The organism is Aquimarina rubra (assembly GCF_042684305.1).
GTDB lineage: Bacteria > Bacteroidota > Bacteroidia > Flavobacteriales > Flavobacteriaceae > Aquimarina > Aquimarina rubra.
Genome location: NZ_JBHULE010000019.1, coordinates 2,200,423 through 2,216,093, shown reverse-complemented (window position 1 = coordinate 2,216,093; position 15,671 = coordinate 2,200,423). Strand labels below are relative to the sequence as shown.

Genomic DNA, 15,671 nt, shown 5'->3' with positions numbered 1-15,671 from the left:
TACAACGTTTCAACTTGTTTTAAATTTCTTCCTGATCTCTTAAGTGCTGAATGTACTGCGCTTTTTGAACCTGAGCTCTACGCTCTACAGAAGGCTTTGTGAACGCCTGACGCTTACGCAGCTGACGCATAGTTCCTGTTCTGTCGAATTTACGCTTAAAACGTTTTAACGCTCTATCTATATTTTCTCCGTCTTTAACTGGTATAATTAACATAGTGTTACCTCCTTTCTTTAAAAATTAGGCTGCAAAGATAACACAAAACTATTATCTACAAAGCTTTTTTTCAATGAAGTTGATTATTTATTTCTTTTCAGCATTTAGAACTAATAAATTCTAAAAAGAAAACGGCTTCTTATTTGCATCTACAAGGTTGATAACAAACAAAAAACCGAATTTCTTTTTCTACATATTGTTCTTACACATTAAGAAAACATGAGATGATTATTTAAGAGACCAAACAGTATATCCTTTTGGTGGTGCCTGAATCTTTACCCATTTTCCTCCTTGTGTTATAGGTTCCCAACTAGAATTACCCGTATAATCTTTTATCCTTCTGCTGGACCAGTTAGTCTGAATCCATCTTTCTTTCCAGGAATTAGAATTATTGATATATACGATCAATCCATTCTTTCCTCCTCCTCCATTTCTTCTGGCAATATACTCATCATTATCTGTCCATAGATTAGAAGTATTTCCTCCGGCAAGATTATTATGAATCCAAATTAGGTTATTCAGCTTATTTTTATCTAACCAATCTTCATAATCTCTATAAAAAAGAGCAGGATACCCTTCGTGAGTTAAAATATAAGCATACGCTAATAACTTGTTAGTATAAATTTCATCGGTATCGTGATTAGCTACAAAAGTAACCGCTCTGCTCGCATTTCTTTTCCATAACATATCTCCACTAAGTGCATTTAAATTATTACCTACAAATGCATCTCTCATTTTATAATAACACGCAAAATCAAAAGCTGAAACCTGCGCTTCAGATGTCCACCAATCCAAAGTGTTCACATTACCATCCCAATACTCTCCAACAGAAAAACCTCCTACAGCATTTTTCCACTCTCTAACAACCCAAGGTTCAAAACCTTTTACATAATCAAATCTCCATCCGTCAAATCCCATAGTATTCTTGTAATACTTTGCTACCGAATTACTTCTTTTCCAAAGCCAGTCCTGTACATATGCTTTTTTGTGACTTAAATCAGGAAAACCTCCAAAAATCCCACTATCAGAGTTATAGGATTCATTAGGGTGAAAATCATACTTAGTTCTATTGAACTTATTCGACATAGGATTAAATTTCGTGTAGGTGTTTTTACCAGCAAACTCATTCCATTCGAGATCTCCTCCACTGTTATGATTAATTACGATATCGGCAATTACACTTAATCCATTATTATGAGCACGAGATATTAAAGACTCTAATTCTGTTTTGGATCCAAATCTAGTTTCGGTACTTCCCATCTGGTTATATTGACCGAAATCATAATAATCAAAAGGGTCATACCCCATAGAAAATGTTCCATTTTGTGCTTTACTCACAGGTGGTAGCCATATAGCATCGACCCCTGCATTACTCCAACTACTAACTTTTCCTTTAACTACATTCCACCAAGTACCTCCGGCAGGAACATCCCAATAAAAAGCTTGCATCATTACACCGGATCCAATGGCCTTAAGACCGGCTCTAGTAGAAATTGATTCTTCGGGTTTTGCGGATTCAGGCTCTACAGAATCTAGAATCTCGTCTTTACCACACGATACCATTAGAAAGGATACCGCCAACAGAAAATAAATGAACTTAAAAGTTTTCATAAAATAAGTGTTTGTGTGTTAAATTTATCCCAATGTAATATTTTTACATATAACGAAAACGTTTGAAGTATCACGCAAACGTTTTCGTGTTGATAAAATTTTAACATTAACACAAAAACAGCAATCAAAAGCTGTTAATTCCTTACTTTTTTATGACATAATAAAAGAAATCCGCAGGACTTATTAGTTATTCAACTATAAGTTGCGGATTTTATAGAGTTATCAAAAAGAATCTAGTTAATTTAAGAAAATCTCAAGTGGAAAAGCCTATATCACTTCTTATCAATTACCATTTTGGCGAATTGAAAACATTTTTCGCCAAAAGTGAATTGAATTATTCCTTAACTGCAGGTTTGTACTCTTTCTTATCAATTACCATTTTGGCGGATTGAAAACAATTTTCGCCAAAAGCGAATTGAATTATTCCTTAACTGCAGGTTTGTACTCTTTCTTATCAATTATCATTTTGGCGGATTGAAAACAATTTTCGCCAAAAGTGAATTGAATTATTCCTTAACTGCAGGTTTGTACTCTTTCTTATCAATTACCATTTTGGCGAATTGAAAACAATTTTCGCCAAAAGTGAATTGAATTATTCCTTAACTGCAGGTTTGTACTCTTTATTATCAATTATCATTTTGGCGAATTGAAAACAATTTTCGCCAAAAGCGAATTGAATTATTCCTTAACTGCAGGTTTGTACTCTTTCTTATCAATTATCATTTTGGCGATAATCTCTCTTAAGATTTCAGAGGTACCGCCTCCTATTGGTCCAAGTCTACTGTCTCTAAATAATCTTGCCAATGGATACTCTTCCATATATCCATAACCACCCAATAACTGAAGACATTTATAAATTACCTCATCGGCAATCTTGGTTGATAATAATTTGGACATGCTAGCTTCTTTTACCACATATTGCCCTTCATTAAGTCGTTTTGCTACCGAGTAATTAAACTCTTTACACATTTCTAGTTCACTAGCCATATCTGCGACTGTATGCCTAAGTGCCTGAAACTTATCTATAGTTCGCCCAAAAGCTTCGCGTTCACCCATATAATTAATCACATACTCTAACGCATATTCTGTTCTGGCATGTGCATTAATACCCATTATCAATCTTTCTAGCGCAAAATGCTGCATAATGTAAGAGAATCCTTTATTTTCCTCTCCCATTAAGTTCTCCAAAGGAATTTTCACATTATCAAATGCTATTTCACCAGTATCAGAGGCCTTCCAGCCTAGTTTATCTAATTTAGTTGCAGAAACACCAGGGGTATCTCTATCAATGATAAAAATACTGATCCCTTTATTACCTAACTCCGGAGCTGTTTTGGCCGCGATTACCAGATAATCGCTATAAACTCCATTAGTAATAAAAGTTTTTGATCCGTTAATGATATATGAATCACCTTCTTTTACTGCAGTAGTTCTCATACCCGCAACATCAGAACCTCCAAACGGCTCAGAAATACACAGGCATCCTATTTTCTCACCACTGATACTTGTTCTTAGATATTTTTCTTTTATTCTATCGTCACCCTCTTTATTAACGTGAGTCATAGCAAGATATACGTGTGCCCACATTGCTGCTGCAAAACCACCAGAATTAATCTTTTGCAATTCTTCTAAGAATATCACCGTATAAAAAAGGTCTAGATCCAGTCCTCCATACTCTTCTGGATACGCAATTCCGAAATAGCCCATCTCACCGAACTTCTCCCAAATAAAACGCTCAATGTCTCCAGTTTTCTCCCATTTCTCTATGTGAGGAACTACCTCTTTTTGTAAAAAATCTTTAAGACTTTCTCTAAATAATTCGTGCTCTTCTGTAAAATACATGTTGTTTAAATGATAACTTTGATTTATATAGCTAACATATTACCGCAAAAGATATTCAAAGAAACCTAAATTAAGATTTAAGTATTATCAATATTCGCAGCAATTTTTTCCGATTATTATTTTAATGTCAAATATAGCGCTATTCTATCTATTTTTTCTAAAGAAAAACCTTCTATTTTTCCTAATTCTTCAAAATCAGATATTCCGTTATTTTCCTCAATAAAATCTTTGATATCCAGTGCAGTTTCAAAATCAAAATAAGGAACTTCCATTAACTCTTTAACAGAGGCTTGATTGATATTAACTTTCTTTATCTCCTTGTTTGTTTTAACTGTATACAATGAAAGAATTTTTCTACGCTGATGATCATAAAGTCCTTTTACGTCTTTGAGTTGAATATCATCTATAAACCCTTGAAGATCATTTCTATGCTTTATAATTCTTTCAGCTATAAAGTCAGGAACTCCTATTTCTTCTTGAAAACGTATAGAAGTAATATTATTGAGATCTCCTTTCTCCTCAAAAGACTTTACCGGATATTTTGGTTTTTTATAGGACTTTGTTTTTTTGGAATTTTGAATCCAGTCAGGAAATTTAAACAAAGGTGAAATTTTGGCTAACAATGAATCAGAAACTCCTGTAACCTTCTTAAAATCTGAAACAGAATTAATCCATTTATTTTCTTTTCGATATGCATAAAGTCTATCCAATTCTTCTGTTGATAAACCCAAAACATATCCTTTATAGTCCGTTATAAAATTAGGATTAAAGGGTTTTAGTGTATATGATTTTTTTTGATCAATTGCTTGTTGCTTAAGAGAATCGATCTCAGTTTGAAATTCTGAAAGTTCCTGAAAACCATTTGAGCTACTGGCGGAGTCCGGAAAGAAACATAATCCTAAAACCAATCCAAAAATCAGGATTATTAAAAGAAGAATCCCATTTCGGAAACGTTGATGTATTTCGAAATGGGATTTTATAGATTTCATATAAGACAATAAATAATCTTAATCTTTAGAAGCTTTTATAGCGTCAAAATATCTTCCAAGTTGTTTTTTAACCACTGGAAACAGGAAGAATAAACCTACCATGTTAGGAAATACCATTGCAAATATCATTGCATCAGAGAATGCCCAAATGGATCCCATACTTGCGGCTGCACCGATAACAACAAAAGTCAAAAACAAAAGCTTATACACTAAATCAGCGGTCTTACCTCTACCAAATAGAAACTTCCAGGATTGTAATCCGTAATATGACCAGGAAATCATGGTAGACACTGCAAATAGTACTACGGCAATAGTTAAAAATATATTAGAATATGGAATAAATTTACCAAATGCCTGAGCTGTAATTCCGGCACCTTCATAAGATACTCCGTCAATCAAAACAGCACCGCTTCCATCACCTCCATATTGAAAAGCTCCTCCGGAATTAAAAATAATAATCACCAAAGCTGTCATTGTACAGATCACAACCGTATCAATAAAGGGCTCTAACAATGCTACAAGTCCTTCTGAAGCTGAGTACTTAGTTTTTACCGCGGAATGTGCTATCGAAGCCGATCCAGCTCCCGCTTCGTTAGAAAATGCTGCTCTTTTAAAACCTACTAAAAGAACTCCAATAAGTCCACCAACTCCAATTGCCTTTGGATTAAATGCTTCGGTAATAATCATACCAATCGCATCATCTATAAATGAGAAATTACTAAAAATTATATATAGACAAGCCAAAATATACATTACAGCCATTAAGGGAACTACTTTTTCTGTCACAGAAGCGATTCTCTTAATCCCTCCAATAATGATGATCCCAACAAGAATTGCCAACACTATACCGATCACTGTTCCTGCACCCGTACTTTCTAAGCCCATAAGCTCTTTTAGCACAATCGTTGCCTGATTAGATTGGGCGGCATTTCCACCACCAAAAGATCCTCCAATACAGAATATTGCAAAGATAACTGCTGCTATTTTTCCTAATGTTGCAAAACCTCTTTCTTTAAGTCCTTTGCTCAAGTAATACATTGGTCCTCCATATACGGTTCCATCTTCTCCGACATCTCTATACTGAACACCAAGTGTACATTCTACAAACTTTGTAGACATTCCTAATAAACCGCAAATGATCATCCAGAATGTAGCTCCTGGTCCTCCCAAAGCAATTGCCAAAGCAACACCTGCGATATTTCCATTACCTACAGTTCCAGAAACCGCAGTAGCTAATGCCTGAAAGTGAGAAACTTCTCCTTCTTTACTTTCATCTCTTATCGTATCCCTGATATCGCCATCTACTGCGGCATTAGGGTCACCTAAACTATGGCCTTCTACATCGTCATATTTACCTCTTACGACATTGATGGCTCTTGCAAAATATCTAATATTCGGAAATCCAAAATAAATAGTAAAGAAAATAGCACTTAACACCAATAAGATGATAACAAATGGTGCTCCTGTAAAAACTTCAAAAAAGATAACCTTAGAGAAAAAATCGGAAACCGGTTGAAAGGCTTCATCTATTTTTTGATCCAGACCTTTTTCTGTGGTCTCTTGTGCGAATGTTAAAAATGGAATTGTGAGTGCTAAAATTGAAAGAAGAATTCTCTTCATAATGAGTGAGTTAATTGAATTTAATTTTTAGAAGTGAGCAAGATGCTAAAAAAAACAATTGTTTACAATAATTTAACGATTAAATCTTTTGTAATAGTTTAAATATTAAACTCTTTATTTAACTGGTGAACTTGTTCGGGACGGCCTATGATTACAATCTTAGATCCTGGTTTTAAAAGTGTATCTGCGCCAGGGTTAACTACATATTCTCCTTCTGGTGATTTGTATCCAATAATAGAACAACCGGTTTTAGACCTCATATCTATAGTCCTGATGGTTCTTTCTTTTTCATCATCAAACATATCCTCAAAAGAAACCTCTTCAATATTTATAGATTTTTTGCCCACGATAGAAAGATTATCTAAAAACTCTATTAAATCAGGAACCACAACTAAAGAAGCCATATGATCACCTCCTATTCTATCCGGCATAATAACGTTATCAGCTCCGGCAAGCCTTATTTTCTTATAGGATGCATCTTGAGAAGCCCTACTAATTATTTTCAGATCTTTATTAATTTGTCTTGCAGACAATACTATAAAAAGGTTATCAGCGTCTTCGGGCAATGTACAAATCAAAGTAGATGCTTTTTTAATTCCCGCCTCTATTAACACATCATCTTCGGTAGCGTTACCTTTGAGAAACAACAATGTTTCATTTTGATACCTTTCGATAACTGCCTCTTCTTTTTCAATGATAATAAAGTTCTTATCATAAGCCGTTAATTTTGCTGCGGCTTGTATACCATTTCGACCATATCCCACAATAATGATATGATTTTCTAGTTTGTTTATCATCTTTTGTATTTTACGATTTTGCACTCTCTTTGGATCATTTTTAAGTATAATATATTCTGTTATTACCGAGACTGAATATGCAAAAATTACTACACTGGTCGATATCAAAAATATTGTAAACAATTTACCATTATCATCTAAAGGCTGTACTTCTCCAAAACCAACAGTAGTCATCGTAATAACTGTCATATAAAGTGCATCCACCCAGGTATAATCAGAAAAATACCGAAAGCCCAAAACACCGATTGTAACTACAACAATCAGTAAAATCAATGCTATAAATATTTTTGGTCTTCCCGAATTGTAAAGCTTTATCATAAATCAAATACTGAAGTTCTTTTGGTATACACTAAATCTTTCAATTTCAACCAAAACGCAAGATTAAGATAAATTACAAAACCTAATCCCGCAGTGGCAAAAGTCAAATAAATAAAAAATAAACGTACGTTTTTTGCACGCATTCCTAATCTATCCGCCAACCTACTCGAAACGTAAAATCCGTTTCGTTCTAAAAAATGTCTGAGATTATAAAGCATAACGCAAAATAATTATATTATCCTAAACTACCTTCTCTATTCAATAAATAATTACCGATTGCACACTTTAGACAAGCTTTTTGATCGCAATACTTATTCTTGAGCTGGATCATAGATTGAGAATGCAATGCATCTTCAATTGCAACACCAAAACTGCTAAACTTATCAGTAATAGTATTTTTCTCTGGCGGTAATTGTGATATCAAACCAAAGATTTCTTCAGAAACGTCTCTTCCTTGGCTTTTTGCATATATAAATTTTAAAGGAATAATCGTATTGATTAAGATCAAATGAATAAATGACTTCGTCAAAGTTTTATTTCTACCAGAAGATTCTTTATCAAAAGTATAATGGGTTTTCCAAAAATCACTCGCAGTAATATCGAATAGCTCATAGAACTCAATCAAATTATTGGTTCGAATGACTTTACTAAAAAGTTGCTGATTGTTACAATAAAGATTCGCCAACTGAGATATTCTAATTGTTGGAAAGTTAGACGGACGTAGTCTAAAAAACTGAAAAGGAAGCACTCCCTTATTTGTTAACTTGAATTTATTTTTTAAAAATTTATAGTGTTTTAGAAGCTCCTGAACATATAAAATATCAGAATCATAATTCAGCAAATCGGCTTGTCCATAAAACAAAGCTTCTAACTGCTCTGCATGGGCACTGCATTTTCTAACAACTGAAAAATCAAATGAATTAGCTAAGCTAAGAAAAGCATCACTATTAATTTTTAAACCAAAATTCTTTGCCAATAATTTAAAAAGTACCGTCTCCCAGTCATTTGAGGAATTTTTTAATAAGGCCGTAATCAATTCAGACTTTTGTTCTAACCTTTCCAGATACAATCTTTCTTGCCAATTGAAAATTGTGAAATCAGATACTTCAAAAATCTGTTTTTCGCATTGGATCCAACATTTATTCTTAGTTCGAAATAATTTTTGATATCGAGATATTATAGTTTCATCCATGTAATCTTTTAGCTGTAAAGCAGGTATAACAGAATTATCTTTTCTAAAAACATCCATATCATCTTCCCAGACTACGTGTAATATGACATTATCATAAGCCGGATCACTCTCGTGATGATGCACATACCAATCACTAGACTTAATATGAATCTCGACGTTACCTGCCCATTTCTGATTGTCAATTATTAATTGAGCATTAAAAAAATCAGGTCCGGAATTCATTTCATTATGATCACCAACGCGTTGAAGAACAATCGGAAGTGAATTTGTTGTTTTTAAGTTCGAAAAATCAAATTTTTCATATTTCCATACATAATGTAAAAGATCTTCATTCATAATTTTGTCCAATGTTATACTAGAAATCTACTTTGATTCTAATATCATGTGTTGGTAATTATTGAAATGTTACCTTAAATGTGCATGGTTTTTAAATATTCTTGCTAATCATGAATCACCTATTCTCATTATTATAGCTATTCATTACATAAGCGACGTCTTTATGGTAATACTTTACATTCAAAAACCGTAAAAACAATGTTGATATAACATATTGATATTCAATTGATTTGCCTTAAATTAAAGAAGTAATTCAACACTATTAATAACTAATTTTATTTACACAAAATCATTCATTATGAAAACTTTTAAAACCTTCGCTTTGATAGCGATATTAACCACTTTTTTATTCTCTTGTCAGAACAATGAGACTGTTCAATCTGAAAACATTCAGGAAGTACCAACAGCAGTCATCTCCAAACTTCAAAAACTTGGCGTTAATACAACAGGAGTTATACCCTATACCCAAGAACTACCTGATGGAAAAAAAGAAGACGGATGGCTATCCCACGATATCTTTTTATCTCATGATGACATCAAGAACATGCCAGATCTTCCTTCTTCTGAAGAAGAATTCTCACAAAAACTATATCGCACAAATAATCTTGTGAGTGTACCTAGTAGTGGACGTAGAGTCATTACCGTAAGAGGACGTAGTCTAAGTCAAAACCTAAGACGAGGGCTTAGAAGAGCTGTTGCTAATTATAATAACCTAAACCTAAGATTCAGGTTAGAACTATCTTTTGGCAACAATAATGGTGGTAAAAACATTGTAGTATTTAGCAATTCATCTAATGGACAGGGAGGCGTAGCTGGTTTTCCAAGAAATGGGAATCCTTTTAACCGTATAGAAATTGACGGAGGATCCACCACTTTACCAATTGGAGCTATAGAGCATTTAATGACTCACGAATTAGGACACTGCTTCGGACTGAGACATTCGGATTTTGGGACACGTAGTTCTTGCCCACCATTTTTACAAGGCAATGAAGGTGCGGGAAGTATAGGTGCTGTTTTTATTCCAGGTACTGACCCCAGCAGTAATTCACAAACTTCGGTAATGAGGGCTTGTTTTAGAGTCAATGAATCCGGAAACTTTTTTAGACAAGACCGAGTTGGTCTCCGAAGATTATATTAATACAAAAAAATAGATTGAATTATGTTATAAAGGGTTATTAGCGATAATAACCCTTTATTATGTTTGTGTAATTGTATTTCTCTAACGACTAAAAAGTGATAATCTCCCTTAAAAATCATACTATCCAATTCTAAATAGTATTATTTACACCAAAAAACTCTTAAAAAAGACTTAAAACCGGCAAAAATGTACTATTGGTAAGATTTTATGTATTAATGGAAATTATTACAATCATATCATTTCTTTTCTTTGTTAAAGAAATAGGGAAGATAATTTCAAAAAATATAAAGATTTAAAAATCCTAAGCTTAGTTGAGTTTGTGTTAGGTTATAGATGGTTGTCATTTTTTGGCGACCATCTTTATTTTACACCTATTTATAATATCCTTAAATTTGAATATCAGGATAGATATCAAACTTATTAAAAAATGCTTTTTTAAATTTTGAGGAATTAGAATAATTTAGATTATCCATCACTTCTTTAATAGACAAGCCTTCTGTAAAGATCATATTGTAAGAGCTTTCTAATTTTTTATTATTAAAAAATTCCAGCGGTGTTTGATCGTGAATCTCTTTAAACATATTAAAGAAATTTGTACGACTCATATGAGCCATCGAGGCCAATTGATCTACTCCTACGAATGGTTCGTGTAAGTTATGCTCCAGATAATTACTTACTTTATATATATTACCTACTTGTGAACTATTTATATTAAAAGGATTACTCTCGGTTTCCCACATCAAAACATCTTTCCAAAACGTTTCTAACAAACGAATTCCTCTTGCTATAAAGAACAAGTAATTTTCTACTTTATCAAAATTAGGAGAAACAATCTGATCAAAAAGTACAGATTGTTTATATGAAAGATAAAATTTATTAATATGCTGATGAGAATACCTGATATACTGATCTACTTTATCAGCCATATTACTATTTTTGAGGAAATAAGGTTTGGTGTACTTACTTTTTAACACAATCATTATAGATTTTACATCTGCACCCTTAGGAATATAAACCCGCTCACCTTGCTGTGCATCCATGCATCTCATATTTCCAGGTGTATATCCATCTGAGTAAGAACTTATAATTTCGTTTTTCTTTATCTGATGATCTAATGAATACTTTCTAAAATGCAGAATAATATCTTTTTGCGCTATAGGTTCTCTAACATATTCTATGTCAATATTTGATCTATAATTATTAATAAAAAGAAAAACCTCTGGCGATATTTTATAATAACTAAGATAACCCTCTCCTATTTCTGGAGGAAAATAGATTCTATCAGTAGTTCCTTCCGGATCCAATTCAGATCTAAAATAGTTTCTTAATTCATCTATGTCAGAAAAGTCAAACGAATATTTTTGCATAGCCCCACGATTTTATACGAACCTTCCTATTTATAGATTGATATTTTACCATAAAGTTGCGTAGCACTACCTATAAATTCGGTTTAGAGTATAAAAACAACCCCTATATTAGTATGTATAACTAATAAAGGGGGTTCCTTATATGATATAAATATAAATAATTTATTTGATATGACTGATCACGTCATACTTTGTTATGATATGATGCTTGCCATTTTCCAAGGCTACAAGCACTGCGGGATTCCCATTTTTTATCAATGCGGATATTTCATCAAGGGAGGTATTAGCTTTAACAATCGGAAAAGGATCGTTCATGATTTCTCTGATTGGAGTATCACCTGTATTTTTATCTTCAAGGAAAGCTTTAAACAATGCACTTTCATCTACTGAACCTACAAAACCTTCACTATCCAAAACCGGTATTTGTGAAATCTGAAACTTACGCATACGTTCTATAGCGTGGGAAACCAGTTCTTCGGTTTTTACGGTCACTAAAGGTTTTTCTTCATGATTTTTAACCAAATCGACTGCGGTAGACACTTCTTCTTCTAGAAATCCACGTTCTCGCATCCAATCATCATTAAACATTTTACCTACATAACGACTTCCGTGATCATGAAAAAGCACTACGACAACATCGTCCTTTTTGAAATGCTCTTTTAATTGCAATAATCCTTTGATTGCAGCTCCTGCACTATTTCCCAAAAACATCCCTTCTTCTTTTGCAAGTCTCTGTGTGTAAACCGCTGCATCTTTATCGGTTACTTTAGTAAACCCATCAATAATAGAAAAATCTACATTCTCTGGTAAAATATCTTCACCGATACCTTCTGTTATATAAGAATACACCTCATTTTCATCAAATACACCAGTTTCATGATATTTTTTAAACACCGAACCATAAGTATCGATCCCCCAAACCTTAACATTCGGATTCTTTTCTTTTAAGTATTTCCCAACTCCTGATATCGTTCCTCCGGTTCCTACACCTACAATGAAATGAGTAACCTTTCCATCTGTTTGTTCCCATATCTCTGGTCCCGTACTCTCATAATGTGCTTTTGCATTAGACGGATTATCATATTGGTTTACATACCAGGAATTAGGAGTTTCTTCTGCTAATCTTTTTGAAACTGAGTAATAAGATCTCGGATCATCTGGTTCTACATTGGTTGGACACACCATCACTTTTGCACCAACAGCACGTAGAATATCCATTTTTTCTTTGGATTGTTTATCTGCCATCACACAGATCAGCTTATATCCTTTAACAATAGCGACCAGGGCTAATCCCATTCCGGTATTACCAGAAGTCCCTTCAATGATAGTTCCACCCGGTTTTAATCTTCCATCTGCTTCAGCATCTTCAATCATCTTTAGCGCCATTCGATCTTTTACAGAATTACCTGGGTTAAAGGTCTCATATTTCGCCAATACCAGAGCATCTACATCTTTTACTAAAGCGTTCATTTTTACCATTGGCGTATCTCCGATGGTTTCTAATATATTATTTGCGTATTTCACAAGCTTACTAATTTATTACAGTCTCTTTTATTGTTTTTTATGCGGTGCAAAGATACAAATACAAAGTCATTAAGTAAGAGGAAGATGCCTTATTTACAGCTACTGAAATCTAATTGCCTTAGAGGGTGATATTTTAGCAATTACGAACGACGGAATTAAAAGCATCAGCAAACATAATATCATGGTTCCGATATTAAGTAATAGAATATACCACAAATCAATATAAACCGGTGCGGTACTTACGTGATACGTTGCCGGATTAAGACCAATAACTCCATAATGTTTTTGAATAAATAAGAGGCCAATACCGATCAAATTACCCCAAAATAATCCAAGAAGAATCAAGTAACCGGCATTGTATAAAAACACTTTTCTGATACTCCAGTCATTAGTTCCTAGAGATTTAAGAATTCCTATCATAGGTGTTCTTTCCAAAATCAAAACGAGTAATGCTGTGATCATATTAATCCCGGCAACCAATATGATGATACTAATAATACCGATAATATTGAGGTCAAAAAGTTTTAGCCATTCAAAAATACTTCCGTATTTCAAAGCAATTGTTTGTGCTTCTAAATCAGAGGGAATACTATTATAAACCTCTCTGCCTTTCTGATCTATTTCATCAAAATCATCAATAAACACCTCAAAACCACCCACTTGATTTTCTTCCCACTTATTCATTTTCTGGATATGTCTGATATCTGCGAAAATAAATTTTTCATCAAATTCCTGAAAGCCTGAATCATATATCCCTACAATCTCAAATGCCCGAATATTAGCGGGAATATTAGAACTGGAATTTTTCTTCAAAAATACTGTATTAGCTTTGTCCCCTACTGCCAGACCCAATCTTGATGAAATATAGGAGGAAATTAATATTTGATTATTTCTGGGATTCGTAAAATCCGGCAAAACACCTTCAACCAGATATTCTTTAAAATAGGACCAATTATAATTACTCCCAATTCCTTTAACTACAACACCTTCAAAGTTATCTTCAGTTCTTATAAGACCTGCTTTTGTGGCAAATTCCTGTACATATGCAATTCCATCAACATCTACAAAATTAGGATAAAAATGCTGTTCCTTTTTGATAGGAATTAGAGATTCTACGCTATTATTATTATCGTAACTGGTTATGATAACATGTCCATTAAACGCTGCAACTTTTTCTCTGATTTTACGTTGTAAACCTATACCGGTAGCTACGGTTATCAGCATCATAACCATACCTATGGCAATTGCAAAAATGGCAATTTTTATGATTGCTGATGATATGCTACTTTTATGTTCCTTACCTTTGATAAGGCGTTTGGCAATAAAATATTCGAAATTCAAAGTTATCTATGGTTTTTATCAGAAATGCATCTACCTATTTCGCAGATAGGTTCAAAAATACGTTTTTATTCTTTTTTACACTGCTTATTTCTTGCGGAAGCGGAACAAAAACATCATCGCAGATTAGTTCTGAAGCTGAAAAGTCTGTTACCAACGAAAAAAGTATTATTTCGGAAGGTCAAATACAGGATTCCCTTGATGTTTTAGAACCTGTAATAGTAGGAGCTAATCAAACAGAAAAATATCTACCGCTATTACAGAATAAAAAAGTAGCGATCGTAGGCAATCAAACCTCTGTTATTTTCAAGTTTCCAAATCTGAAGCCTCTTTTACAAAATGAAGGAGTGACAGCCAATGCTCTTGACCAATATACGCATCTTGTTGATTCATTATTATCTAGAAATATTAATATCCAAAAAGTTTTTGCACCAGAACACGGTTTCAGAGGAAAAGCCGATGCCGGCGAACTCGTTGCAGACGGAATAGACATCAAAACAGGATTGCCAATTATTTCATTACACGGTAAAACCAAAAAACCTTCTGCAGAGGCACTTGCTGATATTGAAATCGTAGTTTTTGATATCCAAGATGTTGGGGTTAGATTCTATACCTATATTTCTACCCTTCATTATGTAATGCAGGCCTGTGCAGAAAATAATATTCCGTTATTGATATTAGATCGCCCTAACCCGAATGGGCATTATATAGATGGTCCAACATTAGAACCGGAACATGCTAGCTTTGTTGGAGTTCATCCGATCCCACTTGTTCACGGAATGACTATTGGAGAGTATGCCAAAATGGTTAATGGTCAGGGTTGGTTAGGAAATGATCTAAAATGTGAAATCAGCATTATACCGGTGCAAAATTACACACACAACACATATTATAGCTTGGCCATAAGACCTTCTCCTAACTTACCTAACGACAGATCGATAAATCTTTATCCAAGTCTTGGTTTTTTTGAGGGAACAACCATCAATGCCGGTCGGGGTACAGAAATGCAGTTTCAAATTTTTGGATCTCCAGATTTTCCAATTGAACGCTATGATTTTGCATATACCCCGCAACCTAATTTCGGATCCAAATATCCTAAACATAAGGGAGAAGTTTGCTACGGAAAAGATCTAAGAAAAACGGAACGTCTTAATAAGATAAATCTACAATGGTTACTGGAAGCTTATCTCAATTCTAAAAACAAAGAAGGTTTTTTTAACACTAAATCATTTACAATACACGCCGGAACTGAAAAATTACAACAACAGATAGAAAAAGGCTATACGGCCAGAGAAATTAAAAAAACCTGGATAAAGGATCTAGAAAAGTTTAAGAAAATACGATCCCAATATCTTCTTTATAAATAACCCCATAATAGAGACCCA

General features: G+C 33.7%; 13 protein-coding genes. 2 read left to right on the top strand and 11 right to left on the bottom strand.

Going from position 1 to position 15,671, the window contains the following annotated elements:
* Window positions 1-19: 19 nt before the first annotated feature.
* The 8 genes from rpsU to ACFSR1_RS18320 all read right to left on the bottom strand — a co-directional run bounded on the left by rpsU (window position 20) and on the right by ACFSR1_RS18320 (window position 8,919).
* On the bottom strand, window positions 20-214 hold the full coding sequence (gene rpsU / locus ACFSR1_RS18355) for a 30S ribosomal protein S21 (protein ID WP_025743950.1): 195 nt from the start codon (window positions 212-214) through the stop codon (window positions 20-22).
* A 228-nt stretch (window positions 215-442) separates the two neighbouring features.
* Window positions 443-1,825 (bottom strand): alpha-amylase, encoded by a 1,383-nt coding sequence (locus tag ACFSR1_RS18350; RefSeq protein WP_378294472.1) that lies wholly within the window; start codon window positions 1,823-1,825, stop codon window positions 443-445.
* Between the two features lie 678 nt (window positions 1,826-2,503).
* The gene (locus tag ACFSR1_RS18345) at window positions 2,504-3,667 is read right to left on the bottom strand and encodes an acyl-CoA dehydrogenase family protein (RefSeq protein WP_378294471.1); all 1,164 of its coding nucleotides are present in this window, start codon (window positions 3,665-3,667) and stop codon (window positions 2,504-2,506) included.
* 116 nt (window positions 3,668-3,783) lie between these two features.
* Window positions 3,784-4,656, bottom strand: coding sequence for a helix-hairpin-helix domain-containing protein (locus tag ACFSR1_RS18340; protein WP_378294470.1), 873 nt, complete (start codon window positions 4,654-4,656; stop codon window positions 3,784-3,786).
* Window positions 4,657-4,674: 18 nt separating this feature from the next.
* The gene (locus ACFSR1_RS18335; RefSeq protein ID WP_378294469.1) at window positions 4,675-6,276 is read right to left on the bottom strand and encodes an alanine/glycine:cation symporter family protein; all 1,602 of its coding nucleotides are present in this window, start codon (window positions 6,274-6,276) and stop codon (window positions 4,675-4,677) included.
* Window positions 6,277-6,374: 98 nt separating this feature from the next.
* Window positions 6,375-7,391, bottom strand: a complete 1,017-nt coding sequence (locus ACFSR1_RS18330; protein WP_378294468.1) for a potassium channel family protein — start codon at window positions 7,389-7,391, stop codon at window positions 6,375-6,377.
* Window positions 7,388-7,609 (bottom strand): PspC domain-containing protein, encoded by a 222-nt coding sequence (locus tag ACFSR1_RS18325; RefSeq protein WP_280931121.1) that lies wholly within the window; start codon window positions 7,607-7,609, stop codon window positions 7,388-7,390. Before ACFSR1_RS18325 ends, ACFSR1_RS18330 begins: the two co-directional genes overlap by 4 nt.
* Window positions 7,610-7,626: 17 nt before the next feature.
* Window positions 7,627-8,919, bottom strand: coding sequence for a DUF2851 family protein (locus ACFSR1_RS18320; RefSeq protein WP_378294467.1), 1,293 nt, complete (start codon window positions 8,917-8,919; stop codon window positions 7,627-7,629).
* A gap of 298 nt (window positions 8,920-9,217) precedes the next feature.
* Here ACFSR1_RS18320 and ACFSR1_RS18315 point away from each other — a divergent pair, with 298 nt between their 5' ends.
* Entirely contained in the window at window positions 9,218-10,057 is an 840-nt protein-coding gene (locus ACFSR1_RS18315) for a M57 family metalloprotease (RefSeq protein ID WP_378294466.1), read from the top strand.
* A gap of 386 nt (window positions 10,058-10,443) precedes the next feature.
* On the opposite strand, the gene ACFSR1_RS18310 is transcribed toward ACFSR1_RS18315, so the two are convergent.
* From ACFSR1_RS18310 to ACFSR1_RS18300, 3 genes are all read right to left on the bottom strand, one after another.
* Window positions 10,444-11,424 carry a helix-turn-helix domain-containing protein gene (locus tag ACFSR1_RS18310; RefSeq protein WP_378294465.1) on the bottom strand — a complete coding sequence of 327 codons (981 nt, stop codon included), beginning with the start codon at window positions 11,422-11,424 and terminating at the stop codon, window positions 10,444-10,446.
* Between the two features lie 162 nt (window positions 11,425-11,586).
* Window positions 11,587-12,948, bottom strand: a complete 1,362-nt coding sequence (locus ACFSR1_RS18305) for a pyridoxal-phosphate dependent enzyme (protein WP_378294464.1) — start codon at window positions 12,946-12,948, stop codon at window positions 11,587-11,589.
* 99 nt (window positions 12,949-13,047) lie between these two features.
* Window positions 13,048-14,289, bottom strand: coding sequence for an ABC transporter permease (locus ACFSR1_RS18300; RefSeq protein ID WP_378294463.1), 1,242 nt, complete (start codon window positions 14,287-14,289; stop codon window positions 13,048-13,050).
* A gap of 8 nt (window positions 14,290-14,297) precedes the next feature.
* Here ACFSR1_RS18300 and ACFSR1_RS18295 point away from each other — a divergent pair, with 8 nt between their 5' ends.
* Complete coding sequence (locus ACFSR1_RS18295; RefSeq protein WP_378294462.1) at window positions 14,298-15,653, top strand: exo-beta-N-acetylmuramidase NamZ family protein; 1,356 nt, start codon at window positions 14,298-14,300, stop codon at window positions 15,651-15,653.
* Window positions 15,654-15,671: the final 18 nt, after the last annotated feature.